This is a genomic window from Lichenibacterium ramalinae (assembly GCF_004137085.1).
Lineage (GTDB): Bacteria > Pseudomonadota > Alphaproteobacteria > Rhizobiales > Beijerinckiaceae > Lichenihabitans > Lichenihabitans ramalinae.
This window is the reverse complement of sequence record NZ_QYBC01000002.1, coordinates 332,368-357,824: the sequence shown is the minus strand read 5'-3', so window position 1 is coordinate 357,824 and position 25,457 is coordinate 332,368. Positions and strand designations below refer to the sequence as shown.

25 protein-coding genes and 1 other RNA gene are annotated in these 25,457 nt (G+C 73.4%); 14 read left to right on the top strand and 12 right to left on the bottom strand.

The window, feature by feature from the left end:
* Window positions 1–11 precede the first annotated feature (11 nt).
* The gene (locus tag D3272_RS03965) at window positions 12–1,631 is read right to left on the bottom strand and encodes a DEAD/DEAH box helicase (RefSeq protein WP_129217826.1); all 1,620 of its coding nucleotides are present in this window, start codon (window positions 1,629–1,631) and stop codon (window positions 12–14) included.
* Window positions 1,632–1,738: 107 nt separating this feature from the next.
* On the opposite strand from D3272_RS03965, the gene D3272_RS03960 reads away from it, so the two are divergent.
* From D3272_RS03960 to D3272_RS03945, 4 genes are all read left to right on the top strand, one after another.
* The gene (locus D3272_RS03960) at window positions 1,739–3,217 is read left to right on the top strand and encodes a helix-turn-helix transcriptional regulator (RefSeq protein ID WP_129217825.1); all 1,479 of its coding nucleotides are present in this window, start codon (window positions 1,739–1,741) and stop codon (window positions 3,215–3,217) included.
* Window positions 3,218–3,319: 102 nt separating this feature from the next.
* Entirely contained in the window at window positions 3,320–3,502 is a 183-nt protein-coding gene (locus tag D3272_RS03955) for a CsbD family protein (protein ID WP_129217824.1), read from the top strand.
* A 161-nt stretch (window positions 3,503–3,663) separates the two neighbouring features.
* The gene (locus D3272_RS03950) at window positions 3,664–4,029 is read left to right on the top strand and encodes a CsbD family protein (RefSeq protein ID WP_129217823.1); all 366 of its coding nucleotides are present in this window, start codon (window positions 3,664–3,666) and stop codon (window positions 4,027–4,029) included.
* Window positions 4,030–4,032: 3 nt separating this feature from the next.
* A complete protein-coding gene (locus D3272_RS03945) occupies window positions 4,033–4,917 on the top strand; it encodes a PhnA-like protein (RefSeq protein ID WP_129217822.1) in 885 nt (294 codons plus the stop codon).
* Between the two features lie 67 nt (window positions 4,918–4,984).
* Here D3272_RS03945 and D3272_RS03940 read toward each other — a convergent pair whose 3' ends face one another.
* Window positions 4,985–6,322, bottom strand: coding sequence for a leucine-rich repeat domain-containing protein (locus D3272_RS03940; protein WP_129217821.1), 1,338 nt, complete (start codon window positions 6,320–6,322; stop codon window positions 4,985–4,987).
* 93 nt (window positions 6,323–6,415) lie between these two features.
* On the opposite strand from D3272_RS03940, the gene ssrA reads away from it, so the two are divergent.
* From ssrA to D3272_RS03905, 8 genes are all read left to right on the top strand, one after another.
* Window positions 6,416–6,769: a transfer-messenger RNA gene (gene ssrA / locus D3272_RS27160) on the top strand.
* Window positions 6,770–6,882: 113 nt separating this feature from the next.
* Window positions 6,883–7,692: a thymidylate synthase gene (locus D3272_RS03935; RefSeq protein ID WP_129217820.1), complete on the top strand. Its 810-nt coding sequence runs from the start codon at window positions 6,883–6,885 to the stop codon at window positions 7,690–7,692.
* A 62-nt stretch (window positions 7,693–7,754) separates the two neighbouring features.
* Complete coding sequence (locus tag D3272_RS03930) at window positions 7,755–8,957, top strand: glycosyltransferase 87 family protein (RefSeq protein WP_129217819.1); 1,203 nt, start codon at window positions 7,755–7,757, stop codon at window positions 8,955–8,957.
* Complete coding sequence (locus D3272_RS03925) at window positions 8,954–9,439, top strand: GNAT family N-acetyltransferase (protein ID WP_129217818.1); 486 nt, start codon at window positions 8,954–8,956, stop codon at window positions 9,437–9,439. Before D3272_RS03930 ends, D3272_RS03925 begins: the two co-directional genes overlap by 4 nt.
* On the top strand, window positions 9,436–9,978 hold the full coding sequence (locus D3272_RS03920; protein WP_129217817.1) for a dihydrofolate reductase: 543 nt from the start codon (window positions 9,436–9,438) through the stop codon (window positions 9,976–9,978). Before D3272_RS03925 ends, D3272_RS03920 begins: the two co-directional genes overlap by 4 nt.
* Before the next feature lie 160 nt (window positions 9,979–10,138).
* A complete protein-coding gene (hflK, locus tag D3272_RS03915; protein WP_129217816.1) occupies window positions 10,139–11,260 on the top strand; it encodes an FtsH protease activity modulator HflK in 1,122 nt (373 codons plus the stop codon).
* Complete coding sequence (gene hflC / locus D3272_RS03910; RefSeq protein ID WP_129217815.1) at window positions 11,257–12,279, top strand: protease modulator HflC; 1,023 nt, start codon at window positions 11,257–11,259, stop codon at window positions 12,277–12,279. The genes hflK and hflC overlap by 4 nt, the downstream gene beginning before the upstream one ends.
* Before the next feature lie 148 nt (window positions 12,280–12,427).
* Window positions 12,428–13,909: a Do family serine endopeptidase gene (locus D3272_RS03905; RefSeq protein WP_129217814.1), complete on the top strand. Its 1,482-nt coding sequence runs from the start codon at window positions 12,428–12,430 to the stop codon at window positions 13,907–13,909.
* 73 nt (window positions 13,910–13,982) lie between these two features.
* Here D3272_RS03905 and D3272_RS03900 read toward each other — a convergent pair whose 3' ends face one another.
* The 3 genes from D3272_RS03900 to D3272_RS27825 form a co-directional block, all read right to left on the bottom strand.
* Window positions 13,983–14,912 carry a polyprenyl synthetase family protein gene (locus D3272_RS03900; protein WP_129217813.1) on the bottom strand — a complete coding sequence of 310 codons (930 nt, stop codon included), beginning with the start codon at window positions 14,910–14,912 and terminating at the stop codon, window positions 13,983–13,985.
* Window positions 14,913–15,001: 89 nt separating this feature from the next.
* Window positions 15,002–15,556, bottom strand: a complete 555-nt coding sequence (gene rsmD, locus D3272_RS03895; RefSeq protein WP_129217812.1) for a 16S rRNA (guanine(966)-N(2))-methyltransferase RsmD — start codon at window positions 15,554–15,556, stop codon at window positions 15,002–15,004.
* The gene (locus tag D3272_RS27825; RefSeq protein ID WP_245496368.1) at window positions 15,553–17,706 is read right to left on the bottom strand and encodes a pseudouridine synthase; all 2,154 of its coding nucleotides are present in this window, start codon (window positions 17,704–17,706) and stop codon (window positions 15,553–15,555) included. The genes rsmD and D3272_RS27825 overlap by 4 nt, the downstream gene beginning before the upstream one ends.
* A gap of 76 nt (window positions 17,707–17,782) precedes the next feature.
* On the opposite strand from D3272_RS27825, the gene D3272_RS03880 reads away from it, so the two are divergent.
* Entirely contained in the window at window positions 17,783–18,241 is a 459-nt protein-coding gene (locus D3272_RS03880; RefSeq protein WP_129217811.1) for a nucleoside deaminase, read from the top strand.
* Window positions 18,242–18,263: 22 nt separating this feature from the next.
* Here D3272_RS03880 and metF read toward each other — a convergent pair whose 3' ends face one another.
* From metF to D3272_RS03845, 7 genes are all read right to left on the bottom strand, one after another.
* A complete protein-coding gene (gene metF, locus D3272_RS03875; RefSeq protein WP_129217810.1) occupies window positions 18,264–19,175 on the bottom strand; it encodes a methylenetetrahydrofolate reductase [NAD(P)H] in 912 nt (303 codons plus the stop codon).
* Between the two features lie 34 nt (window positions 19,176–19,209).
* Complete coding sequence (locus D3272_RS03870; RefSeq protein WP_129217809.1) at window positions 19,210–20,217, bottom strand: ArsR family transcriptional regulator; 1,008 nt, start codon at window positions 20,215–20,217, stop codon at window positions 19,210–19,212.
* Window positions 20,218–20,403: 186 nt separating this feature from the next.
* The gene (locus D3272_RS03865) at window positions 20,404–21,192 is read right to left on the bottom strand and encodes an SDR family NAD(P)-dependent oxidoreductase (protein ID WP_129217808.1); all 789 of its coding nucleotides are present in this window, start codon (window positions 21,190–21,192) and stop codon (window positions 20,404–20,406) included.
* Between the two features lie 195 nt (window positions 21,193–21,387).
* Complete coding sequence (locus D3272_RS03860) at window positions 21,388–21,708, bottom strand: hypothetical protein (protein WP_129217807.1); 321 nt, start codon at window positions 21,706–21,708, stop codon at window positions 21,388–21,390.
* Window positions 21,709–21,901: 193 nt separating this feature from the next.
* On the bottom strand, window positions 21,902–22,558 hold the full coding sequence (locus tag D3272_RS03855; RefSeq protein ID WP_129217806.1) for a D-lyxose/D-mannose family sugar isomerase: 657 nt from the start codon (window positions 22,556–22,558) through the stop codon (window positions 21,902–21,904).
* A complete protein-coding gene (xylB, locus tag D3272_RS03850; protein WP_129217805.1) occupies window positions 22,558–24,021 on the bottom strand; it encodes a xylulokinase in 1,464 nt (487 codons plus the stop codon). The genes D3272_RS03855 and xylB overlap by 1 nt, the downstream gene beginning before the upstream one ends.
* A 108-nt stretch (window positions 24,022–24,129) precedes the next feature.
* Window positions 24,130–24,630, bottom strand: a complete 501-nt coding sequence (locus D3272_RS03845) for a hypothetical protein (protein ID WP_129217804.1) — start codon at window positions 24,628–24,630, stop codon at window positions 24,130–24,132.
* A gap of 282 nt (window positions 24,631–24,912) precedes the next feature.
* On the opposite strand from D3272_RS03845, the gene D3272_RS03840 reads away from it, so the two are divergent.
* On the top strand, window positions 24,913–25,329 hold the full coding sequence (locus D3272_RS03840; protein ID WP_129217803.1) for a secondary thiamine-phosphate synthase enzyme YjbQ: 417 nt from the start codon (window positions 24,913–24,915) through the stop codon (window positions 25,327–25,329).
* The last annotated feature ends 128 nt before the right edge of the window (window positions 25,330–25,457 follow it).

The window sequence follows — 25,457 nt, the reverse complement described above, 5'->3', positions numbered from 1 at the left end:
CGGCCGCGCCTTCACCCCGCCCGCCGCACGTCCGTGAAGCTGCGCCCGTCCGGCAGGCGGCACTCGACCTGCTCGGCCGAGCGCGAGCGCTGCACCCGCACGGCGCTCGGCCGGGTCAGCTCGTCCCGGCGCTCCAGCACCTCGGCCACCGTCATCGGGGCATCGGCGCCCCCGCCGAGCCCGCGCCACCATTGCACGGCCTTCTGGCGCAGGTAGCCGCGCTCCTCCGGGTGCAGCCGGACGCGGACCGCGCCGTCGGGGCAGGCGAAGACGATGTCGAGGCCCGGCCGCGCGGGCTCGAAGCGCCAGTCCGGCACCGGATGCCACACCGGGCGCAGTTCGGGGGCGAGCTGGTCGGACAGGATCGGCAGCGCGTCCTCGGCCTCGGCCTCGTGGGGCGGCTCGTCCCCCGTCTCGGGCTCGACCCAGCAGGCTTCGCATGTCGAGGCGTTGAGGGCGATGAGGGCGCCGCATCCGGGGCAGGGCTTGGCCCGGACCTCGTCCTCCCGGCCCCGCACCGCCGCCGCCGTGCGGGCCGTGACGATGTCGACGGGGCCATGCATCCGCACGAGGCCCGCATAGTCGAGCACCAGCGCGTCGCGCTTGCCCGGCGCGCGGCGCAGCGCGCGGCCGACCTGCTGCACGTAAAGGCCGGTGCTCTGCGTCGGGCGCAGCAGGGCGATGAGGTCGACCTCGGGCACGTTGAAGCCGGTCGCCAGCACGCCCACCGAGGTGAGGCAGCGGATCCGCCCGGCGCGGAACGCCGCGACGATCCGCCCGCGCTCGCGCCGGTCGGTCTCGCCCGTCACGGTCTCGCAGGAGATGCCGTGGTCCCGCACGGCGTCGCGCACCGCCGCGGCATGGGCGACGCCGGCGCAGAAGGCGAGCCAGGCCCGCCGCTCGGCGCCGTAGGCCACCATCTCGGCGACGGCCGCCTCGGTGATGGCCGCGGTGTTGACGGCGGCCTCGAGCAGGCCCGGCACGTAGTCGCCGCCCCGCCGCGGCACGTCGGCCACGTCGAGCGCCGTCAGGGTCGCCTTGCACACGAGCGGCGACAGGTAGCCGTGGTGGATGAGGTCTCCGACATTGGCCTCGTAGACGATGCCGGAGAACAGCCGGCCCGGCCCCTCGTCGAGCCGGCCGCTGTCGAGCCTGTAGGGCGTGGCCGTGAACCCGGCGACGCGCATGTCCGGCCGCGACGCCCGCAGGCCCGCGAGGAGCCGGCCGTAGCGCGTGTCGGCGGCCCGCGGGATGAGATGCGCCTCGTCGACCACGACGAGGTCGCGCGGGCCGATGGCGTCGAGCTTGTTCCACACCGACTGCACGCCGCAGACCAGCACCTGCGCGTCGGCTTCGCGCCGGGCGAGGCCGGCCGAGTAGATGCCGGCCGGGGCTTCGGGCCAGAAGCGGGTCAGCTCGGCGTGGTTCTGGGCGATGAGTTCGCGGCTGTGGGTGACGACGGCGATGCGGGCTTCGGGCCGGCGCGCCAGCGTTTCGGCGACCAGCGCGGCAATGACGAGCGCCTTGCCGGCTCCCGTCGGCAGCACCACCAACCCATCGCCGCCGTCGCGGTCCCACGACGCCTGCAGGGCGTCGAGGCTGCGCCGCTGATAGTCCCGAAGCTCCAGCATCGGGCGGGTCTAGCCCGGGAAGCCCGGGCCTGTCCACGCGCCGCCGCCGCCCGGCCGTGAACCCGACGCCCTCCCGCGACTTGTCCCGGGGGGGCATGGAGGGGCCAGTGACCGATACCGTGGACCGTTCGCAACTGACCACGATCATCGCCGGGCTGACGGAAGGCGTGATCCTCATCGAGCCCGACCAGCGCATCGCCTGGGCCAACGACGCGGCCCTCGCCATGCACGGGGTGGAGACCGTCGACGGGCTCGGCGGCGACGTGTCGGACTATCGCGCGCGCTTCGCCCTGCGCTACCGCAACAACCACCCGTTGGCGGACGGGCTCTACCCCATCGAGCGGGTGATGGCCGGGGAAGTCTTCGACGACGTCGTGGTGGACGTGGCGCCGGCGCGGACCCCCGACGTGCACTGGGTGCATCGCATCCGCAGCCTCGTGCTGAAGGACCGCCAGGGCCGGCCCGATTGCCTCGTCCTCGTCATCACGGACGCCACCGAGCGCTTCGCCGCGGAGGAGCGTTTCGAGAAGACCTTCGCGGCCAACCCGGCCCCCGCCGTCATCTGCCGCCTGTCGGACCTGCGCTTCGTCAAGGTGAACCAGGGCTTCGTCGACATGACCGGCTATGCGCGCGAGGACGTGCTGGGGCGCACCACCTACGAGATCGACCTGTTCCACGAGGCCAAGAAGCGGGCGACCGCCATCGAGCGGCTGAGCGAGGGCCGGACCGTGCCGCAGATGGAGGCCTGCCTGCCGCTGCCGGACGGCAGCACCAAATTCGTCATCGTGGCGGGCCAGCCGATCGACATGAACGAAGAGCCCTGCATGCTCTTCACCTTCGCCGACCTCGAGCTGCGCCGGAAGGCCGAGACGGCGCTGCAGCACAGCGAGGAACGCTTCGCCAAGGCGTTCCGCCTGTCTCCCGTCCCCACCGTGCTGGTGAAGTCCGCCGACCTGTCCATGCTGGCCATCAACGAGGCCTTCACGGCGGAGTTCGGCTTCGCCGAGGCCGAGGCGCTGGGACGCTCGGCCGGCGACCTCGCCATGTGGGTCAAACCCGAGCGCCAGCAGGCCTTCCTCGCCACCCTGGCCGAGACCGGGCACGTGCGGAACTTCGAGGCCGGCCTGTTCCGCCAGGACCGCGGCGAGCTCGACTGCCTGATCTCGGCCGAGCGCGTCACCATCAACGACGAGGCCTGCATCCTGTCGGTGCTGCTCGACATCACGGAGCGCAAGCGCGGCGAACGCGACCTCATGGCGGCCATCGAGGCCGTGATGGCGGACACGTCCTGGTTCAGCCGCGGCGTGATCGAGCGGCTGGCCGCCCTGCGGCGTCCCGGGCGCACCGCGGTGGACCGGAGCCCGAACTTCTCGGCCCGCGAGCGCCAGATCCTCGACCTGATGTGCGAGGGCCTGACCGACGCCGGCATCTCGCAGCGCCTGTGCCTGTCGGCCAACACGGTCCGCAACCACGTCGCCTCCCTGTACCGCAAGCTCGACCTGCACCGGCGCAGCGAGGTCGTCATCTGGGGTCGCGAGCGCGGGTTCCCGTCCGGAGCCTCGCGCATCGACGCGACAGACGGTTAATCCATACTAGAAGATTGATGCACCCGTACCATTGCTGTCGCGGTACCCCGTCCCATCTTCCAGTCAAGCCCGCGCTGGCGGGCGATTTGGGAGACCGACACCATGGACAAGAACCGCATCGAAGGCGCGCTCGACCAGGCCAAGGGCACCGTGAAGGAGGCCATCGGCAAGGTGACGGGCAACGACCGGCTGGAAGCCGAGGGCACGGCCGACAAGGTGGCGGGCAAGGCCAAGGGCGCCGTCGGCGAAGCCAAGGACGCCGTGAAGGACGCCGTCACCAAGTGACGGCCGCCACCGGGCGACCACCGTGCCCGAGTGACCGCCGCCTCGTGCGGCCCCGACCGATATTTTGAAGGGCACGGCCCGACGGCCGGGTGTTCGACCCGGCCGCGACCTGCTCCAGGGCCGCGCAACGGGTGCGCGGCCGCGTCTCTCAAGAGGAAGCGATGAATCGAAACAGAATGGAAGGCGCGTTGCGTGACGCGGCCGGCCAGGTCGAGCAGACCTTCGGCATGGTGACCGGCGATGCCGGACGGCGCGGGGCCGGCGTCGCCCACGAGGTCGCCGGCAAGGGCCAGAACCTCTACGGCCGCGCCCAGGACGGCATCGAGGACGCTGCCGACGCGGCGCGCAACCTCGCCGGCAGGGTCGCGGACCGCACGACAGACGCCTACGACGACGTGCGTCGCGATCTCCGGCGCGGCGCCGCGCCCCTCCGTCGGCGCCTCGAGCGCTCCCCCCTGGCCGCCCTCGTCGTCGTGGGCGTGGCCGGCTACGCCCTCGGGCTCCTCTCCAACAGCGTGCGTCGTTGAACCATGGCCATCTCTCCCCTGTCCGCCGGCATCGCCACCCCCCTCGCCGTTCCGGCGCATGAGCGTCACCGGATCTCCTGGGGCGCCGTCTTCGCCGGCGTCGTCGCGGGCCTCGTCGTCCAGCTGCTGCTGTCCATCCTCGGCCTCGGCATCGGCCTCGCCACGGTGGACCCCGCCACGAGCGGCACGCCGTCCGCCTCCAGCCTGTCGATCGGTGCCGCCGTCTGGTGGATCGTGTCCGGCATCGTCGCGTCGGCGGCCGGCGGCTTCCTGGCCGGCCGCCTGTCGGGCAAGCCCGGGCGCATGACCAACGGCTACCACGGCCTCGTCGCCTGGGCCGCCACCACGCTGGTGGTGGTGTTCCTGCTGTCGTCGGCTGTCGGTTCGGTCTTCTCGGGCGCCTTCGGCGCCGTCTCGGGCATCGTCGGCGGCGCCGGCCACCTCGTCGGCGGTACGGTGCAGACCGCCGCCCAGGCCGTCGCCCCCGCGCTGCCGCAGATCAAGGATCCGCTGGCCGGCATCGAGGGCCAGATCAAGAGCGCCACGGACGTGCAGGACCCGGCGCAGCTGCGTGACACCGCGGCCTCGGCCGTGCGGGCAGCACTGACGGGCGATGCCGCCCAGCAGCAGCAGGCGAGCGACAAGGCGGCCGAAGCCCTCGCCAAGGCGCGCGGCATCCCGCTCGACGACGCCAAGGCCCAGGTCGCCCAATATCGCCAGCAGTACCAGCAGGCCGCCGCCCAGGCGAAGGCCAAGGCGACCGAGATCGCCGATGCCACGGCGCGGACGACCTCGCAGGCGTCCCTCGCCATGGTGCTGGCCCTCGTGCTCGGCGCCATCGCGGCCGCCTTCGGCGGCCGGGCCGGCACGATGCGCGACCTCGCCTGACGTTGCCCCGGGCGGGCCCGCGGCAGCGGACCCGCCCACGAGACGATGCCCCGCCGTGGCGCCCGCTTCAGGGCGCGACGGCGTCGGCCGACAAGCGATCCGCCACCTCGGCCATGGCGGGCCGCTCCCGCGCCGGCCCCGTGCAGGCCTGCACCAGCCCGTGCAGCGCGGGCGCGACAGCGCCGCACCGGTCCAGCACCTCACCGAGCAGCAGCCCGAAGGCCCGTACCTCGACCCGGCGCCAGGCCGCGCCCGCCGCTCCGGGCGGCAGGCCGGAGGCGGCGCCGAAATCGGTCAGCGCTCCCGACCCCGTGGCGCCGTCCCACAGGATGTTGTGGGCATAGAGGTCGCCGTGCATCAGGCCGCGCGCGTGGAGATGCGCCGCCGCCGCCGCGATGCCGCCCGCGAGCCGCAGCGCCACCGCGGGCGTGAGCCGCAGGGCCGGGTCGTAGACGTCGCGCGTGCAGCTCGCGAGGCTCGGCGGCCCGGCGAGGGCGCGCCAGCCCGCCGGCAGCAGCGGCATCACCAGCCCCGCCGCGCCCTCGGGGTGCCCGGCGATGCGGCCGAGCGCGCCCGCAAGGTGCGGATGGTCCCCCGCCAGCAGCGCGGCCGCCATCTCGCGGTCGGGCAAGCCGTCGCTGGTCATGGCGCCCTTGAACAGCTTCACCGCCACGCGCCGGGGCGCCGCCGCGGCGGGATCGTGCCACAGCGCCGCATGCACCCGCCCCGACGCGCCCTCGCCGAGCAGCGGCCCGGGCGCGAGGTCCCGCCAGGGCACGAGGGCGGTGTCGGCCGGCTCCGCCGCGGCATCGGCCGGGTTGCCGGCCCAGGCGGCCCAGGCGAGCCGGGGCAGGGCGGCGAGCCAGGGCGGCAGCGCCGCGAAGCGGTTGGCGGCGAGGCGGACGAGTTCGAGCCGGTCGGCGCCCGCGAGGGACGCCGGCAGGGCCGTCAGCCGGTTGCCCGCCAGCATCAGCTTCTGCAGCTCCGGCCGCGCCCCGAGCGCCTCGGGCAGGGTCTCGATCGCGTTGTCGGTCAGGGTGAGCCAGCGCAGCCGCGGCGGCAGGGCCTCGCCGGGCACGTCCCGCAGGCCCGTGCCGCGGCAGCCGATCTGTTGCAGCGCGGCGCAGTCGCCGAGCACGGGCGGCAGCCGGGCGAAGCGGTGGCCGGACAGGAACAGGACCCGCAGCCGGTGCAGGCGCGCCATCCCGGCCGGCAGGTCGGTCAGGGTGCCGCGGCCGAGGTCCAGAACCTCGAGCGTGTCGGCCAGTGCCAAGACCTCGTCGGGCACGGCCGCCAGCGTGCCGTCGAACCTGAGTTCCCGCGCCCCGGCGAGGTCGCCGCGGCGCAGGGCCGCCAGCGTGTCGCCGCCGCCCGTCGCCGAAGCATCGCCGTCGTTGGCCGTCATGGTCGAGGGGCTCCGTGCCGCCGACCCTTGCCACGGGGGCCGCCCCACCGCAACGCCGCCACGGTCCCGGAGGGTCGCGCGACCGTCACGACCCCCCTTGAATCGCGGGGCCGGGGAGACTATCATCCTCGTCGTGGCTTCGGCCAATATGGCGATAAATGGAATTCGGAATAAACCATACGGACCCCGGGGCGGTACCGGGCGGGTCCACCCAAGGCCTTTTGCGAAAGGCTTTTGGTGGGCCCGAAATAGGATTGACGTGGGTGTAAAGGGATCTCTTTTGCTCGGCATTGTACCGCCGTTATCGGGCTAAACCTATAGTTGCCAATGACAACTATGCTCCGGTGGCCGTCGCTGCGTAATGCGGTGAAGGTACTGGGAATCAAGCCCTAGGGGGTAGCACTTCTAGGCGGGGTTCGGAGGCACCTGGCAACAGAAGCCTCCACTTCTGCCATCCCGTTTATCCAGATCGTGACGGATCCGTAAGGAGCCGCCATTATGCTATGCGCTCGTGCGGCCGGCATGCCCGGCCCATCCGGGTCCGGCGGGAGCCTTCGGCGATGCGGAACTACCTCGACCTCCTGGCCCACGTGCTCGAGACCGGGACGCCCAAGAGCGACCGGACCGGCACCGGCACGCTGTCGGTCTTCGGTCCGCAGCTGAGGTTCGACCTGGCCGACGGCTTCCCCCTCGTCACCACCAAGCGACTGCACCTGAAGTCGATCGTGCACGAGTTGCTCTGGTTCATCCGGGGCGACACCAACATCGGCTACCTCAAGGAGAACGGCGTCTCCATCTGGGACGAGTGGGCCGACGAGCGCGGCGACCTCGGCCCCGTCTACGGGCGCCAGTGGCGGTCCTGGGAGGGCGCCGACGGGCGCACCCACGACCAGTTGCGCGCCGTGCTGGCCGAACTCGTGCGCAACCCGGACAGCCGGCGCCTCATCGTCTCCGCCTGGAACGTCGCCGACCTCGACCGCATGGCGCTGGCGCCCTGCCACTGCCTGTTCCAGTTTTATACCGAACCCTTGCCCGATGGCGGACGGCGGCTGTCGTTGCAGCTCTACCAGCGCTCCGCCGACCTCTTCCTCGGCGTCCCGTTCAACATCGCCTCCTACGCGCTCTTGCTCGTCCTGGTGGCGCGCCACTGCGGCTACGTCCCCGGCACCTTCGTCCATGCCTTCGGCGACGCCCACATCTACGCCAACCATGTCGAACAGGTGCGCGAGCAGCTGGGCCGCGCGCCGCGCCCCCTGCCGCGCCTGACGGTGAACCCTGACGTCCGCGACCTCTTCGACGTCGCCTTCGCCGACATCGCCATCGCGGGATACGAGCCCTGGCCGGCCATCAAGGCTCCGGTGGCGGTTTGACGGCGCTCCCGGCATCGGAGGCCCGCGGCGGGGCTCCTGCCCGTCGCCTCGCCGACGCGCGGGTGAGCCGCACGCTGCGGGTCGTGCTCGTCGGGGTGCTGGCGCTGCAGCTGGCCTTCGGCACGCTGGCCGCCGTGACGGCGGTCGGCGCCGCGCCCGATCGCCCCGAGATCGTCGACTTCCACGCCTTCGTGGCGGTGGGGAGGCTGGCGCTGGAGGGGCGGCTGGCGGAGGCCTACGACGCCACGCGGCTCGCCGACATCGAGCGCGCCATGGGGAACCATGCGGTCGTGCTGCCCTTCAACTATCCCCCGGTCTTCGGCCTGCTCCTCGCCCCCTTGGCGCTGCTGCCGGTCGGGGCGGCCTTCGCGCTCTTCGCCGGGGCGACGCTGGCGCTCTTCGTCGCGGTGCTGCGGCGCCTCGCCGGCCCCTGGGTTTGGACCGCGCTGCTCGCCGTCGCGCCGGCGGCGCTGATCGACCTGCGCATCGGCCAGAACGGCTTCCTCACGGCGGGCCTGGCCGGCCTCTCCGCCCTGCTGGCGCTGCGGCGGCGGGGCGCCGCCGCCGGCCTCACGGCGGGCGTGCTGCTGGCCCTCAAGCCGCATCTCGCGCTCGGGCTGCCGCTGCTGTTCCTGCTGCGGCGCGACTGGCGGGCGCTCGCCGCCGCCGCCGTGGCGGCGGCGCTGCTCACCGCCGCGTCGCTGACGGCCAGCGGCCCCGGCACGCTGCCGGCCTTCCTGGCCGGGCTGGGCCAGAGCGGCGGCTTCATGGCGGCGGGCCGGTTCCCGCTGCACCGCATGGTGTCGGTCGACGCCTTCCTGATGGCGGCCGGCGTTTCGGCGGCGCTCGCCCTGCTGGTCCACGGCGTCGTGGCCTGCGGCGCGCTGGCCCTGGCCGCCGCCACGGTCGCGCGCCTGCGGGACCCCGCCGCCGCCGCGGGCCTGCTGCTCGCCGTGACGCTGCTCCTCAGCCCCTACCTCTACGATTACGACCTCGTCCTGCTCGGGGTGGCCCTGGCCCTGATGCTGCCGGCCCTGGCGCGGGTGCTGCCCGGGCGGAAGCTCGACGCGCTGCTGGTCGGCTGCGCGTTCACGGGGGGGCTCGGCCTGCTGGCCATGCTGCTGATGGGCGTCTTGCCCGGCACCCGCATGTCGCTCGGCGGGCCCGTGCTGCTCGTCGGCTTCGTCCTCGTTGCGACGGCACTGCGGCGCGATGCGCGCGCCGTACCCGTCCCGCCCCTGTCTCCCGCCGTGCCGGTGCCATGACGGTCGCCATCCGCCCCGCCGTCCCGGCCGATGCCGCGACGATCCACGGCTTCGTGACGGAGCCGGCCGCCTACGAGCGCCTCTCCCACGCTGTGCGCTCCACGCCCGGCGACCTCGCCGAAGCCCTGTTCTGCCGGCAACCGCGCGTCTTCTGCGACATCGCCGAGCGCGACGGCCGGCCGGCCGGCATGGCGCTGTGGTTCTACGATTTCTCGACCTTCACGGGGCGGCACGGCCTCTACCTCGAAGACCTCTACGTGCGGCCGGAGCACCGGCGGCACGGGCTCGGCCGGGCCCTGCTGGCGCGCCTGGCGCGGCGCTGCCGCGACGAGGGGCTGACGCGGCTGCAGTGGAGCGTCCTCGATTGGAACGCGCCCGCCATCGCCTTCTACCGCGGCCTCGGCGCCGCCCTCCAGGACGAATGGACGGGCTGCCGGCTCGACGGGGCGGCGCTGGCACGCCTGGGGGAGGAGCCTGCGTGACGCTTCCCGTCGTCATCATCGCGGCGGTGGCCCGCAACGGTGCCATCGGCCTCGCCGACGGCCTGCCCTGGCGCCTGCCCGGCGACCTCGCGCATTTCAAGGCCGAGACCATGGGCAAGCCCGTCGTCATGGGGCGCAGGACCTTCGCGTCGCTCGGGCGCCCCCTGCCGGGCCGGTCGCTCGTCGTGGTGTCGCGGGACCGGGCCCTGGCGCTCCCCGCCGGCACCGTCGCGGCCGCGTCGCTCGACGAGGCCCTGGAGCGCGCCGAAGCCATCGCGGTGGCGAGCGGCGCCCGCGAGGTGATGGTGGCGGGCGGGGCCGAGATCTATCGCGCCGCCATGGCGAGGGCCGACGTCCTGCGCCTGACGGAGGTCGATTTGGCCCCGCAGGCCGACGCCCTGTTCCCCCCGATCGACCCCGCGATCTGGCGCGAAACGTCCCGCGTGCCGGGCACCCGGGGACCCAGGGACGAGGCCGGCTTCACCTTCGTCGAGCATGCCAGGGCCCCTGAACGGGCCCGCGCCTCGGATCCGGCGTGAGTCGGCAACAGCCTGACGCGGGATCCGCGCCGGGGCCGAGGCGGCATCGCTCGCGCGCCGCGAGGGGGCGACCCCGCGGCGGGTGGGCACGGCCGATTGCTGCCGCGTCTACGCTCACCTATATGCGGTCGACGGCGATCCGCCGCTGGCGAGGAACGGGATGTCCTGGAGCAATCAAGGCGGTGGGCCGTGGAAGCCCGGCAATTCCGGGCCCTGGGGGCAGGGGCCGGGTTCCGGCGGCGGTGGGCAGACGCCACCGGACCTCGAGGAGTTCATCCGCCGCAGCCAGACGCGCCTGAAGCGCATGGTGCCGGGCGGCACGCTCGGCGGCGGCCTCGGCATCGCCGCGATCGTGCTTGTGGTGGCGCTGCTGTGGCTCGCCAGCGGGTTCTACACGGTGGCGCCCAACGAGGTCGGCATCAACCTCGTCTTCGGGCGCTACACGGGCAAGACCGCTGCCGGCCTGAACTACAACCTGCCTTATCCGGTCGGCGACGTCGTCAAGCTCGCCGTCACGGACCGCAACTCGACCGACATCGGTTCGGTTTCGGGCGTCGATTCCCGCCGCACCGGCCAGGTGGTCAGCACCGACGTCCCGGCGGAAAGCCTGATGCTCACCGGCGACGACAACATCGCCGACGTGAAGTTCCGCGTCATCTGGCAGATCGACCCCGAGCATCCGGAATACTACGCCTTCAACCTGCGCCGCCCGGACGAGACCGTGAAGGCCGTGTCGGAATCCGCCATGCGCGAGGTCATCGGCCGCCAGCCGATCCAGTACATCCTGACGTCCGGCCGCAAGACCATCGAGCCCGAGGTGCAGAACCTCATCCAGAGCGTGCTCAACGGCTACAAGGCCGGCGTGCTGGTGCTGCAGGTGCAGCTGCTGTCGGTCGATCCGCCCCAGCAGGTGATCGCGGCCTTCCGCGACGTCACGGCCGCCCAGCAGGACCAGCAGCGCCTCGGCAACGAGGCCCAGGCCTATGCCAACAAGGTCGTGCCCGAGGCGCGCGGCGCCGCCGCCGCCATCCTGCAGGAGGCCGAAGGCTACAAGACCCAGACCGTGCAGGAGGCGCAGGGCCAGGCGTCCCGCTTCGAGCAGGTCTACGCGCAATACAAGAACGCGCCCGACATCACGCGCGAGCGCATCTACATCGAGACCATGGAATCCGTCCTGGCCGGTGCCGACAAGACCATCATCGACAAGACCGGCGCGGGGGTGCTGCCGGTGCTGCCGCTCGGCGCCGACAGGGCCGGCGCCGGCCTCGGAGGCAGGCCATGAGGATCGGCGGCTATATCGCGGCGGGGCTCGTCCTCCTCATCCTCGTGGTGGCGAGCGGCGCGCTCTTCACCGTCAGCCAGACCGAACAGGCGCTGGTGCTGTACTTCGGCCAGCCGGTGCGGGTCATCGCCGACCCGGGCCTGCACGCCAAGGTCCCGTTCTTCGAAAGCGTGGTCGACCTCGACAACCGCATCATCGACCTCGAGTCGGACAAGCAGGAGGTGCTGGCCTCCGACAACCAGCGCATCCTGGTCGACGCCTTCCTGCGCTACCACATCGCCGACCCGCTGAAGTTCTACCAGACGGTCGGCACGGTGAGCCGGGCCAACAACCAGCTGGGATCGATCCTGAGTTCGGCGCTGCGCCGCGTCCTCGGCGAAGTCACGCTGACGCAGATCGTGCGCGAGCAGCGCGCCCAGCTGATGGTCAGGATCCGCGACCTCGTGAACACGGAAGGCGGGCGCCTCGGCGTCGCCGTCAACGACGTGCGGATCCGGCGCGCCGACCTGCCGGCGGAACTGTCGGAGAAGATCTACGACCGGATGAAGAGCGAGCGCGGACGCGAGGCGGCCGAATATCGCGCCAAGGGCTCCGAACAGGCCCAGACCACCCGGGCCGACGCGGACCGGCAGGTGGTGGTGCTGCGCGCCGAAGCCCAGAACAAGGCCGACACGATGCGCGGCATGGGCGACGCCGAGCGGAACCGCATCTTCGCCGAGGCCTATGGGCGTGACCCGAAGTTCTTCGCGTTCTACCGCACCATGCAGGCCTATGTGTCGAGCCTGCGGCCCGACCATACGAAGCTGGTGCTGAGCCCCGACTCGGACTTCTTCCGCTTCTTCAACAGCCCGAACGGCACGCCGGGCCCGGCGACGGCGTCATCGACGCCGGCCGCCGTCCCATCCGCTCCGCCGACCGCCGCCGCGCCTGCGGTCGCCCCGCCTCCCGCTGGCGGTGCTCCTGCCGCCGGTGCTCCTGCCGCGGGTGCTTCTGCCGCCACCCCGCCCCAGGCGCCCTGAGGCGCGCCCGCCGGCCCCGCGGTCTCCGTGCCGCGGGAGCGGTGAATTGCCGGCCCGCCGGGCTCCTGTATGGTGAGGGGGGGCGCGGCGGGTCGGACGAGAAGGCCGGTCGGTCGCGGCACCCCCTCTCACCGCGCGGGATGCTGCCATGACCGTCGTCTCCTCCCTTCCCCGTGCCGCGGCCGCGCTGATCCTGGCCGGCGGCCTCGCGGCGGCGCCGGCCGCCGCCAAGGGCAACATGGATTCCCTCGCCGACCTCGCCGCCTCGGTGACGGACGCGGTCGTCAACATCTCCGCCGCCCAGGTCACCGAGGAGAAGCAGGCGAGCGTGGCTCCGAAGCCGGCGCCCGGCACGCCGCTCGACGACCTCTTCGAACAGTTTTTCAAGCGTCAGCTCGGTCGTCACGGCGGCAGCGGCGGGGGCGACGAGGACGCGCCGCGCGGGCGCCGCGCCAACTCGCTGGGCTCGGGCTTCATCATCGACGGCGCCGGCATCGTCATCACCAACAACCACGTGATCGAGGGTGCCAACGACATCACCGTGATCCTGACGGACGGCACCAAGCTCAAGGCCGAGGTGGTGGGCAAGGACAGCAAGGTCGACGTCGCGGTGCTGAAGGTCACGCCCACGCATCCGCTGAAGTCCGTGCCCTTCGGCGACAGCGACGCCATGCGGGTCGGCGACGCCGTGATGGCGGTGGGCAACCCCTTCGGGCTCGGCGGCACCGTCACGGCCGGCATCGTCTCGGCCCGCAACCGCAACATCGATTCCGGCCCCTACGACAACTACATCCAGACCGATGCCTCCATCAACAAGGGCAATTCGGGCGGCCCGCTCTTCGACATGAAGGGCGAGGTGATCGGCATCAACACCGCCATCCTGTCCCCGTCGGGCGGCTCGATCGGCATCGGCTTCGCCACGCCCTCCGATACCGTGCTGCCGATCATCGCCCAGCTACGCGAGTTCCACGAGGTGCGCCGCGGCTGGCTGGGCGTGCGCATCCAGCCCGTGACGGACGACATCGCCGAAGCGCTGGGGCTCGGCACGCCCCATGGCGCGCTCGTCGCCGGCATCGACGACAAGGGCCCGGCGGGCCCGGCCGGCCTCAAGAAGGGCGACGTGATCGTCGGCTTCGACGGGCACGACGTGCACGAGTCGCGCGACCTGCCGAAGTTCGTCGCCGGCGCCCCGGTCGGCAAGGACGTGGTCGTGTCCATCCTGCGCGACGGCAAGCCCCAGGAGCTGACGGTGAAGCTCGGGCGGCTCGACGCGCCGGTCGAGAAGGCCAGCCTCGACCGCGACCAGGGGGCGGCCGACGCCCCCAAGTCCGCCGTGCAGCAGGCCTTCGGCCTCGGGCTCGGCACGCTCGACGACGCCTTCCGCAAGCGTTACGGCGTCAAGGACAGCGTGAAGGGCGTCGCCGTCGCCACGGTCGAGCCCGGCTCGGCCGGCGCCGACAAGCTGAAGCCCGGCGATGTCGTGGTGGAGGTCAACCAGGTGGCGGTGGGCGACCCCGGCGACGTCGCCGCCAAGATGAAGGCCGTCAAGGACGGCGGCAAGAAGACCGCGCTCCTGCTGGTGTCGAACCCCCAGGGCGACGTCCGCTACGTGGCGCTGACGCTCAACTGACGGGCCCCGGCGCCTCGATGGCGCCGCGGTTGACGTTCTGCGCCGTTGAGGCGGTCAGCCCCTCGCTGCCCCTTCAGCTCCGCCGCTGCGCCGTGAAGCGGGCCGCCTCCGCCAGGAGGGCGGAACGCGCGGCGGGGAAGGCGTCGAGGGCCGCCACGGCGTCCTCGGCGAGGGCGTCGCGGCGGCCCTTGGCGGCGTCGAGGCCGAGGGCCGCCACCAGCGTGGCCTTGTTGCGGTCCGCGTCCTTGCCGGCGGCCTTGCCGAGCGTCGCGGCGTCGGACTCCGTGTCGAGGATGTCGTCGGCAACCTGGAAGGCCGCGCCCAGGGCGACGCCGTAGCGCTTGAGGGCCGCGCGCTCGGCGGGCGAGGCCTGCCCCAGGATGGCGCCGGCCTCGACGCCGAAGAGCAGCAGCGCCCCCGTCTTCATCGCCTGCATGCGCATCACGAAGTCGGCCTCGTGCGGCGCGGTGGCGCGCTCGGCTTCGAGGTCGAGCGCCTGGCCCCCGACCATGCCGCCGAGGCCCGAAGCGCGGGCGAGCCCCAGGACCAGCGCGGCCCGCACCCCGGCATCGGCATGGGTGGCCTCCCCGGCCATCACGTCGAAAGCATAGGTCAGCAGCGCGTCGCCCGACAGGATGGCGGTGGCCTCGTCGTAGGCCTTGTGGGCCGTCGGGCGGCCGCGGCGCAGGTCGTCGTCGTCCATGGCGGGCAGGTCGTCGTGGACCAGCGAATAGCAGTGGATCATCTCCAGGGCGGCGCCGGCCCGCAGCGGGCCCTCGCCCTCGACGCCGAACAGCCGCGCCGTTTCCACGACCAGGAAGGGCCGCAGCCGCTTGCCGCCGCCGAGCGTCGAATAGCGCATGGCGTCGAGCAGCCGCGCCGGGCGCACCACCTCGCCGGGCAGGGCAGCGGGCGCCAGCAACCCTTCGAGAGTCGTCTCGATCGCGTCGGCGACCGACTTCAGGCGGCTGTCGAAACTCTCCGAAGTCGCTTCTGTCGGCATGGCGTCACTCCTCGGGGCCGGCTGAGGCGCCGGTCAAGCTCAGCGGGCTTTTGGCCGCTCGGTGCCGAAGAATCAAGCGCGGCGCCGGATCAGGGTTGAGGGCGCAGGAACAGGAGCTGGGCGATGCCGGCGGCCCGCCGCTCGACGACGGCGAAGCCGTCGGGCGCCGTCACGGTCGCGCTCGCCGCCTCCTCGAGCACGCAGAGCGCCCCCGGAACCAGCCAGCGCCCGTCCCGCAGCGCGGCGAGGGCGGCCTCGCCGAGGCCCTGCCCATAGGGCGGGTCCAGGAAGGCGAGGTCGAAGGGCGCGGCCTGGACGGCGCCGAGCTGCGTGGCGTCGCGGCGGAAGATGCGGCACAGGCCCGCCACGCCCAGCGCCTCGACGTTGTCACGGATCAGGGCCCGGGCCTGCGCGCCGTCCTCGACGAAGAGCGCGTGGGCGGCGCCGCGCGACAAGGCTTCCAGCCCCAGCGCGCCCGTGCCGGCGAAGAGGTCGATCACCCGGCCCCCCGCGACGGGGTCGTCGTAGCGATGCGCCAGGACGTCGAACAGCGTTTCGCGCAGGCGGTCCGAGGTCGGGCGGGTCGCATCGTCGGCGGGCGTCCGCAGCGCGCGGCCGCGGAACCGCCCGCCCACGATCCTCACGGACGGGTGCCGCGGGGCTTGCCACCGGACGGCCGGCCTCCGGACGGCTTTCCACCGGACGGCTTGCCGCCGGCAGGCCTGCCGCCGGACGGCCTGCCGTCGAAAGGCTTGGCACCGAAGGGCTTGCCGCCCGGTGGCCGCGCCGCGCCGGGTCGGCCGCCGGACGGCTTGTTGCGCCCGGTCGCGGGGCGTTCGGAGCCGAAGCCGCCCGGCCGCCCGTTCGGCTTGCCGGAGCGCGGCCTGTCGTTGGAAGGCGCCTCGCCGAAGCTTTTGCGCTTGGCGCCGAAATCCGTGCCGCGATCGTCGCGGCCCCGCCCGGCAGAGCCTTCCGGGCGGTCCCGCCGCGGCGGTGCGGCCGAGCGGTCGGTGTCGTCGGCGCGGGCGGGGGCCGCCCGCTCGGCCCGCGGCCTCGCCGCGAAACCCTCCCCGTCGCGCCCGGCACGGGCCGCCCGCGGCTTGGCGGGGAAGCTTTCGCCGTCGGCACGGGGCGCCCGTGGCCTGGCGGCGAAGCTTTCGCGGTCGGTGCGCGGCGCGCGCGGCTTGGCGGCGAAGCTTTCGCCATCGGCGTGAGGTGTGCGGGGCCGGGCGGCGAAGCCTTCGCTCCGCTCGGGGCGATCGCCGCCGCGGACCGGCCGGGCGGCCCCGAAACGCTTGGGGGCGCCGGCCGCGTCGGTGCGGGTCCTCTGGGGGGCTCGGGCATCCTGCTTCTCGGCGGCGAAGCCCTCGCGGTCGGTGCGAGGTGTGCGGGGCCTGGCGGCGAAGCCTTCGCTCCGCTCGGGGCGATCGCCGCCGCGGACCGGCCGGGCCGCCCCGAAGCGCTTGGGGGCGCCGGCCGCGTCGGCGCGGGTTCTCTGGGGCACGCGGGCGTCCTGCTTCTCGGCGGCGAAGCGGCGGGCGTTGCGGCTCGTGCCGGTGCCCTCCGCGCTCCTCACCGGCAGGACGCGCTCCACCGCGACCGACCGGCCCTTGCGGTCCGCCGTGGCACCGCGCTGGATGCGCTTGCGGCCCTCGCCCGCCTCTTCCTCGCGGGCGGCCCGCAGGGCGCCGACGTGGGGCCGCGGCGCATTGGGATCCGACCGGCTCGGCCGCGCCCCGGCGACGCCCTCGGGACGGCGGGAGCGCCCCGGCGCCGGCTCCTCGCGGATCTCGAGGTCGACGCCGGCCTGGGCTGCCAGGCCCGGGCCGAGCTGTTCGCGCAGCACGCGGGCCGGCACGGATTCGACCGCGCCCTCACCGAGTTCGCCGAGCTGGAACGGGCCGAAGGACAGCCGGATCAGCCGCGTCACGGCGAGGCCGAGGGATTCCAGCACCCGCTTGATCTCGCGGTTCTTGCCCTCGCGCAGCCCCATGGTGAGCCACACGTTGGCGCCCTGCACGCGGTCGAGCGTCGCCTCGATGCCGGCATAGTCGACGCCGTCGAGCGTCACGCCGTTCTTCAGCGCGTCGAGCTGCGCCTGGTCCACCGTGCCGTTGGCGCGCACCCGGTAGCGGCGCATCCAGCCGGTCGCCGGCAGCTCCAGAACGCGGGCCAGCCCACCGTCGTTGGTGAGCAGCATCAGGCCCTCGGTGTTGATGTCGAGCCGGCCGACCGAGACCACGCGGGGGAGGCCCTCGGGCAGGTTGTCGAAGATCGTCGGCCGTCCCTCGGGGTCGCGGGCCGTGGTGACGAGGCCGCGCGGCTTGTGGAACATGAACAGGCGCGTCTGCTCGCGCTCGGGCAGGGGCACGTCGTCGACGGTGATGCGGTCTCCCGGCTTGACGTTCAGCGCCGGGCTGTCGATGACGGTGCCGTTGACGGCGACCCGGCCGGCCGCGATCCAGCCCTCGGCATCGCGGCGCGAGCACAGGCCCGCCCGCGCCATCACCTTGGCGATGCGGGCGTCGTCCTTCGGGGGGGCGGGCTCGGTGCCGCGGGTCTTGGCGGACGGATCGCGGCGACCCTCGTCGTGGCGATTGTCGTCGCGGCGATGATCATCGCGGCGAGCCGGCGCGTCGCGCTCGCCGGAAGCGCGGCCGCGGGGGGCCTCGCCGCCGCGCTCGGGTTTGCCGTCGCGGCCGAACGGGCGCGGCCTCGACGAAGTGGGCCGGTTCGGCGGCTTGGTGGTGTCGGTCATGATGGCGTGATAGCAGGGCCGGCCAAGCTTTACCAAGCCTGCTCGCACGTGTCCGTCCCGGGAACGGCACCGCCGCCGCCGGACGTGCACGGGACGACCCGGGGAGTGCTGCGTGTCGCCGACGCCCGAGGATCCTTTCGCCCGCGCCTTCGCCGAGGCCCGCGCCGCCGCCGACCGCGGTGAAGTGCCGGTCGGCGCCGCCGTCGTGCGGGACGGGGCCGTGCTGGCCTCGGCCGGCAACCGCACCCTCGCCGACCGCGACCCCACCGCCCATGCCGAGATGCTCGCCATCCGGGCCGCCTGCGCGGCGCTCGGCTCGGAGCGGCTCGTCGGCTGCGACCTCTACGTCACGCTGGAGCCCTGCGCCATGTGCGCGGGCGCCGTCTCCTTCGCGCGCCTGCGCCGGCTGTATTATGCGGCGGAGGACGCCAAGGGCGGTGCCGTCGACAACGGTCCGCGCTTCTACCGCCAGCCCACCTGCCACCACGCTCCGGAGGTCTACGGCGGCATCCGCGAGACCGAGGCGGCCGACATGCTGCGGGCCTTCTTCAAGGCGCGGCGCGGGCGGTAGGGCGGCGGCGTCCCGCCGTCCGTCACGCCGCGGCGGCGCGCTCGCCTTCGGGCTTGAGCCCCAGCAGCCGGCAGATGGCATAGACGAGTTCGGCGCGGTTCATCGTGTAGAAGTGGAAGTCGCGCACGCCCTGGTCGACGAGGTCCAGCACCTGCTCGGCGGCGACGCCGGCCGCGACGAGCTGGTGGGTGGCGGGGTCGGATTCGAGCCCGGCGAAGCGGTCGGCCAGCCAATCCGGCACCGAGGCGCCGGTCTTCCGGGCGAAATTGGCCGTCTGCTTGAAGTTCTGGATGACGGCGATGCCCGGGATGATCGGAATGTCGATGCCGCGGGCGCGCACGCGCTCGACGTAGCGGGCATAGAGGCTGTTGTCGAAGAAGAACTGGGTGATGGCGCGCGTCGCGCCGGCATCCACCTTGGCGGCGAGCCCGTCGATGTCGGCGTCGAAGCTGGACGATTCGGGGTGCTTCTCGGGATAGGCCGAGACCGAAACCTCGAAGTCGCCGAGCGCCCTGATGCCGCGCACGAGGTCGGCGGAACTGTCGTAGCCGCCCGGATGCGCCTCGTAGGCCGTGCCGGGCCCGCCCGCCGGGTCGCCGCGCAGCGCCACGACGTGGCGCACGCCCGCGTCGCGGTAGCCCCGCACGACGTCGTCGATCTCCCGGCGCGTCGCCCCCACGCAGGTGAGGTGGGCGGCGGGCTTGAGCCGCGTCTCGCGCACCAGCCGGGCGACGGTGTTGTGGGTGCGCTCGCGCGTCGAGCCGCCGGCCCCGTAGGTCACGGAAACGAAGTCGGGATCGAGCGGCGCCAGCCGCTCGATGCTGCGCCACAGCGCGGCCTCGGCCTCGGCCGACTTCGGCGGGAAGAACTCGAAGGAGACGCGGATGGGCGCGCCCGGCAGGCGGCTGGGACGCAGGGTGTCGGGCGCGGTCATGCGGGGTCCTGGGCGGTCGGAGAGGGCCGGTACGTCACGCCACGTCCCGGTGCAGCGCGACGGGAGCGTCGCCGAGGATGCGGCGGTCGCGCCCCATCCAGAGCGATACGGTGAGCTTGTCGGCCTCGTCGGCGGCGGGCGCGAGGTCGCGGCCCGGCAGCACGTCGAGGCCCGCATCGCGCATGAAGCCGTCGACCTCGGCCCGGTCGAAGCCGAGCCTGCGATGGGCATGGGCGATCCGCAGGCTTTCGTCGGTGTGGGGGGCGAAGTCGACCACCAGCAGCCGGCCGCCGGGGCGCAGCACGCGCGCGGCCTCGCGCAGGGCGCGGGCGGGCTCGTCGAGGTAGTGCAGCACCTGGTGCACCACCACGAGGTCGTAGCCGTCCCGCTCCACCGGCAAGGCGTAGATGTCGCCCTGGCGGAGCTGCACGTTGCGCAAAGCACCCTGTTCGACGCGGAGGCGGGCGAGGTTCAGCATGGCGTGGCTGGCGTCGATCCCCACCGCCCTGTCGGCCCGCGGCGCCAGGATCTCCAGCATGCGGCCGGTGCCGGTGCCGAGGTCGAGCAGCGCCCGCACCCGCGCCGGACCCACGGCCTCGGCCACGGCGGCCTCGACCCGCTCCTCGGACACGTGCAGCGCCCGCACCCGGTCCCAATGCGGGGCCTGGGCGGCGAAATAGCCCTCGGCGGCGGCCGTGCGGCTCCGCCGGGCTTCGGCGAGCCGCGCGTGGTCGGCGCGCAGCACGGGGTCCTCGGGATCGATGCGGCCGAGGATGTCGCGCACCAGGGCAGCGCCGGTGCCCCGGTCCGCCGCCGTGAAGAAGGCCCAGGCCCCCTCGCGGTGGCGCTCGACGAGCCCGCCCTCGACCAGGAGCTTCAGGTGGCGCGACACGCGCGGCTGCGACTGGCCCAGGATGGTGACGAGTTCGCTCACCGTCAGCTCCGCCTCGGACAGGAGCGACAGCAGCCGCAGCCGCGTGCTTTCGCCGGCGGCTTCCAGCGCCGCCAGCGCCGAGGAGAAGGAAAACAGGGCCTTGGTCATCGCGGGCTGCCTAAACATATAAAGATATGTTTATGCCATTGTCCGGCGTTCCGCAATCGCCAAAAGGACGCGCCTGTCACTCGGAACGCCTGCACCGAAGGCGCAAGCGCTTTCGCTTGGAGCGAATGCGCCGAGGGCGCAAGCGCATTGGGTCGGAGCGAATGCGCCAGAGGCGCAAGCGCTCTGTCACACCCCGTAGCGTGGCGCCGGCCGCGACTGGCGGAAGCCCGGCAGCAGGGCGAGGCGGGCCGCCGAGAAGGCGTTCCACTGCGCCTCGTCGTGCAGGGGCGGCACCGTCACGGCCTCGCCTCGGTCGAAGCCGACCAGCGCGGCGTCGACGAGGTCGCCGACCTCCATCAGCCCCGGGACGCTGTCGACGGCATGCCCGGTCTTGCTCCAGATCTCGGTGCGGGTCGCGGCGGGCAGCACGGCTTGGACGTAGACGCCGCGCGGCCCGGCTTCCAGCGCCAAGGACTGCGACAGCGTCAGCACGAAGCTCTTGGTGGCGGGATAGATGCCCGGCATGGCTTCGGGCGCCACGGCCAGCACCGACGCGACGTTGATGATCGCGCCCTCGCCGGCCGCGATGAGACGGGGCAGCACGGCGGCGGCGAGCCGGGCCGGGGCCGTGACGTTGAGGCGGATCAGCCCTTCGATGGCGTCCGGCCCCTGGTCGGCGATGCCGCCCGGCAGCGCCGAACCGGCGTTGTTGACGAGGAGGCCGATGGCGGCATCATCGCGCAGCCGCCGCTCGACCCGGGCGAGCGCTGCTGCATCGGCGAGGTCCGCCACCAGGGTCTCGACGGCGACGCCCGTCTCGGAGCGGAGCCGCGCCGCCAGCGCGTCGAGGCGATCCCCGCTGCGGGCGACGAGGACGAGGCCGTGGCCGCGCCGGGCCAGTCGGTCGGCGTAGGTGGCGCCGATGCCCGACGAGGCGCCGGTGACGAGGGCGGTGGTGGGACGCGAAGCCGACATGGGTGTCTCCTGGGCTCTTATGATGACGACCGTCATCTAAGGCACAGATGCCATCCGTCCTCGGTCGGCGCAAGGGGAGGCGGCGAGGGGAGGCGGCGAGGGGAGGCGGCGAAGCGTTGCGATGCGGGTGACCCAGAGCGCTTTCGCCTCCGGCCGTATCGGTGCCGCCGGCCGGCGCGGCGTCAGTGGTGCCGGTCAGCAGCCGATGCAGATCCGCAGGTCGTGTTCCAGCTTCCTCTGCTCGGCGAGGTCCGCCGCCGTGGGTTTCGGCAGCGGCCGCACGCCGCTCGGCGCGAGCTTGGCGTCGGACCTGCCGCGCCGCGTGCCGACGCTGGGCGGCGTCCGCGAGATCGGCGCCGGCGTGCCGACGAGGCCCGGGGAGGCGGGCGCCGTCGGGCTGCCGTTGGCGGTCTGGGCGACGGCATAGCCCGGCAGGACCAGGGCCGCCGCCAAAACGGCGGCCGGGACGAGGCGCAGCGGCAGGGCCGCCAACGGGATGAGGCGCAGCGGCGGCATGGTATTCTCCGGAGCGGACAGGACGTCGCGCCGGTCAGCATGGCACGGCACGGAGCGACGAAAAAGGCCGTCCCGAAGGACGGCCTGAAGTCTGGGAGGAAACGCCCCGAAGGACGGTGCAGCCTCGGCTGCCGTCAACCAACAGGGTCGTTCCGGCGAAGTTGCAACGCCCCGCCGGTTTTCCGCCGCTGCGTCAAACGAGCTCGGACCACAGCGGGAACCGCGCGGGCGCATCGTTCAGGATGGCGGCGAAGCGGCCGACGGGCTCCAGGAACACGTTGTCGTTGTGGTCGTCGTTGGTCTGGCTCACCTCGCCCACCACCACGATGCCGCGCCCGTAGAAACGGTGCATCTGCCCCGGCACCAGCGTGATGCTTTCGCCCGGCGCCAGCACGACCGGGCTGCGCGGGGGCAGCCGGCGCCGGTCGCCGTCCACCGTCACGGAGACGGGGACCGTGGTCTCGACGGTGCCGTCGAACTGCGTGACCTCGACGACGAGGTCGCCGCCGCCGCGGTTGATGATGTCTTCGGCCTTGACGATGTGGCGATGGAACGGCGTTTCCTGCCCGTCGCGCACCACCATCAGCTTCTCGGCGTAGGGGCGTTCCCCCGTCCGCCCCTGGATGCCGTTGCGGGTGCACAGCAGCAGAAGCCCGCGCGCCGCGAAGTCCCCGCTGCCGAAATCCGTCACGTCCCAGCCCATCTGGCGCTCGGCGCAGAACCGCGCCTGTTCGGGCCGCGCGGCCCAGTCGGTCGGGGAAAAGCGCGCCCAGGGCGGCAGGGCGAGCCCCTGCGCGGCGAAGAGGGCCTGGGCCTCGTCGATGAGGCCGTCGATCTCGGAGCGCAGCATCAGGCGTCCGCCGCATGGGCGGCGGCGGCGTAGAGCGCGCGGTAGCGGTCGTAGCGCTCGGCATAGGCGGCGGCGAGGGCGCGGTCCGGCAGGACGGTATGCTGCACCGGCGGGGGCGGCATGAGCGCGCCAGGGTCCCGGGCGCCCGTGGCGGCGGCCTGCCCGAGCCGCGCCGCGCCGAAGGCGGCGCCGACATCGGCGGCGGCCGAAACGTCGAGCGGCCGGTCGAGCACGCTCGCCATGATCGACAGCCAGACCGGGGAATTGGCGCCGCCCCCGACCGCGAAGGCGCGCTCGACCGCGGTGCCGGCGTCCTCCAGCACCCGCAGGCAGTCCCGGAACGCGAAGGCCACGCCTTCCAGCACCGCCTGGGTCAGGTCCTGCCGCGAGCTCGTCTGGTCGAGGCCGAGAAAGCCGCCCCGCGCGCCGGCGTCGTTGTGCGGCGTCCGCTCGCCCGACAGGTAGGGCATGAACAGGGCCGGCGAGGGTTTCGCCACCCGCTCGCCCAGCGCCGCCGTGAGCTCGGGCGCGGGTGCCCCGACGAGCCGCGCGAACCAGTTGAGGCTGTCGGTGGCCGACAGGATCACGCCCATCTGGTGCCAGGTGTCGGGCAGGGCGTGGCAGAAGGCGTGGACGGCGCCCGCCGTGTTGGGCGAGAAGCGGGCATTGGACACGAAGAGCACGCCCGACGTGCCGAGCGACAGGAAGGCCGCGCCCGGCTCGACCGCACCGATGCCGCAGGCCGAGGCGGCATTGTCGCCCGCGCCTCCCGCCACCACGGGCGCCCGGTCCATGCCGAAGCGCACCCGCAGGGCTTCGCGCAGGCGGCCCGTGGCCTCCGTCCCCTCGTAGAGGGCCGGCATCTGGTCGCGCGTCAGGCCCGTCGCGGCGAGCAGCGGGTCGGACCAGCGCCGCGCCCCGACGTCGAGCCAGCAGGTGCCGGCCGCGTCCGACATGTCCGACGCATAGTCGCCGGTGAGCTTCAGCCGCACGTAGTCCTTGGGCAGCAGCACCTTGCGGATGCGCTCGAAGACCGCGGGCTCGTGCTTGCGCACCCAGGCGACCTTGGGAGCCGTGAAACCCGGCATGACGATGTTGCCGGTGATGGCGCGGGCCTCGGGGCAGGCGGCCTCGATCTCGGCGCATTCGGCCGCGGCGCGGCCGTCGTTCCACAGGATGGCGGGGCGCAGCACGACATCGTCGGCACCCAGCAGCGTGGCGCCGTGCATGTGCCCGGACAGGCCGATGCCGGTCACGCCCGCCATCAGCCGCGGCTCGGCCGCCGCGAGGGCGTCGAGCGTGTCGCAGACCGCCGACCACCAGTGCTCCGGGTCCTGCTCGGACCAGCCGGCCTGCGGGCGCGACAGCGGGACCGGGAAGGCGGCGGAGGCGCGCAGCGTGCCGTCCTCCGCCATGAGCACGGATTTCACCGAAGTCGTGCCGATGTCGATGCCGACGAACATGGATCCCCCCGCGGCGTTGTTGCCCGGGCAATCTGCCCCAAAGGGCGGCTTGGCGGAAGGGTGGCGCGAAAGGTCGCGTGATCGAGTGCCCCGGCGCCGAGGTCGGTGTCAGCCGTGCGGGAGCTTGTTGAGGTCGAGCACGGTCTTCCTGATCCCGGGGGCGACGCTCCTCGACGCCGAGACGGCGACGAAATCCGTGTCGCCATAGGGGTGTTCGGGCGAGAATCGGCCGCCGGCGAAGACCTTCATGCCGTCCTTCGTCATCACGGCGTCGCCGCTGCGCAGCGTCGGGTCCTCGAAGATCGACACCGGGCCGGTTTTGGTCGGGACCCGGGCCATGTGGGCGCGGCTGGAGCCGCCGGGCTTCCTGGGGGTGCGGCGCACCGTCAGCGGAGGGGCGGTCTCGCCTTCGGCGGCGCGCGGCGCCGGCGCCAATGTCGGCGCCGATGCCGGAGCGGGCGCTCCGCCGCCGCCCAGTGCCGCGGACAGGAAGCCCAACAGTCCGCCCTCCTCGGCCCGCGCCGGCAGCGCCGCCGATGACAGGGCGAGCGACAGCACCAGGGCGGCGCCGCATCGCCCGAAACCGGTCCGTCCCACGAGGCCCCGCATGTCGTCCCACCTTCTGCGAACCGGCGATGTCGGATGCGACCACCCGTGTCCCGGGACGCGTGGTCCCGGGAGCGAGCCTCTGTGATGTCCGGCAAAGCTTGACGATTTCTGTCGCAGCCCGCCGGGCGCGACGCAAGGCCGGGGGACTCACAATCTCCCCGTGCAGCCCAGGACGCCGCCGGCTGTGGCGCCGCGATCACGGTCCGCCGGCGTCGGCCCCGCGCGGAACCGTGGCGGGCGACGGGGGTTTGGCGAGGCACGCCGCCCCGGAAGGACGATCGCATGCGCCAGGCCCTGCACCGCTTCACCCAGGCGACGACCCGCAAGGGCCTCTACGACGTCACGGGGCCGATCGCCCGGTGGCTGGGCGGGCAGGGGATCGGGACGGGGCTGCTCACGGTCTTCTGCCGCCACACGTCGGCGTCGCTGCTCATCCAGGAGAATGCGGACCCGACCGTGCGGACCGACATGGAACGCTTCTTCGAGCGCCTGGCGCCCGAGGGGGCCGGATACGTCCACGACCTCGAAGGACCCGACGACATGCCGGCCCACCTCCGCGCGGCCCTGACCCAAACCAGCCTGTCGGTGCCGGTGGAAGACGGGCGGATGCTGCTGGGAACATGGCAGGGCATCTACCTGTTCGAGCATCGTGCCGCACCCCATCGGCGGGAGATCGTGCTCCATTGCTGGGGTGACTGAGGCGGGCCGGCACCGTCATGCAAATTCGCCCCCGCGCGGAGGCCGGGCAGGGGCGTGTAGACTTCTGCGGTCCGTCGTCTCGACGGCCTATCCGACGCCTGCCTGAGCGCCCTCTCGAAACACCGAGG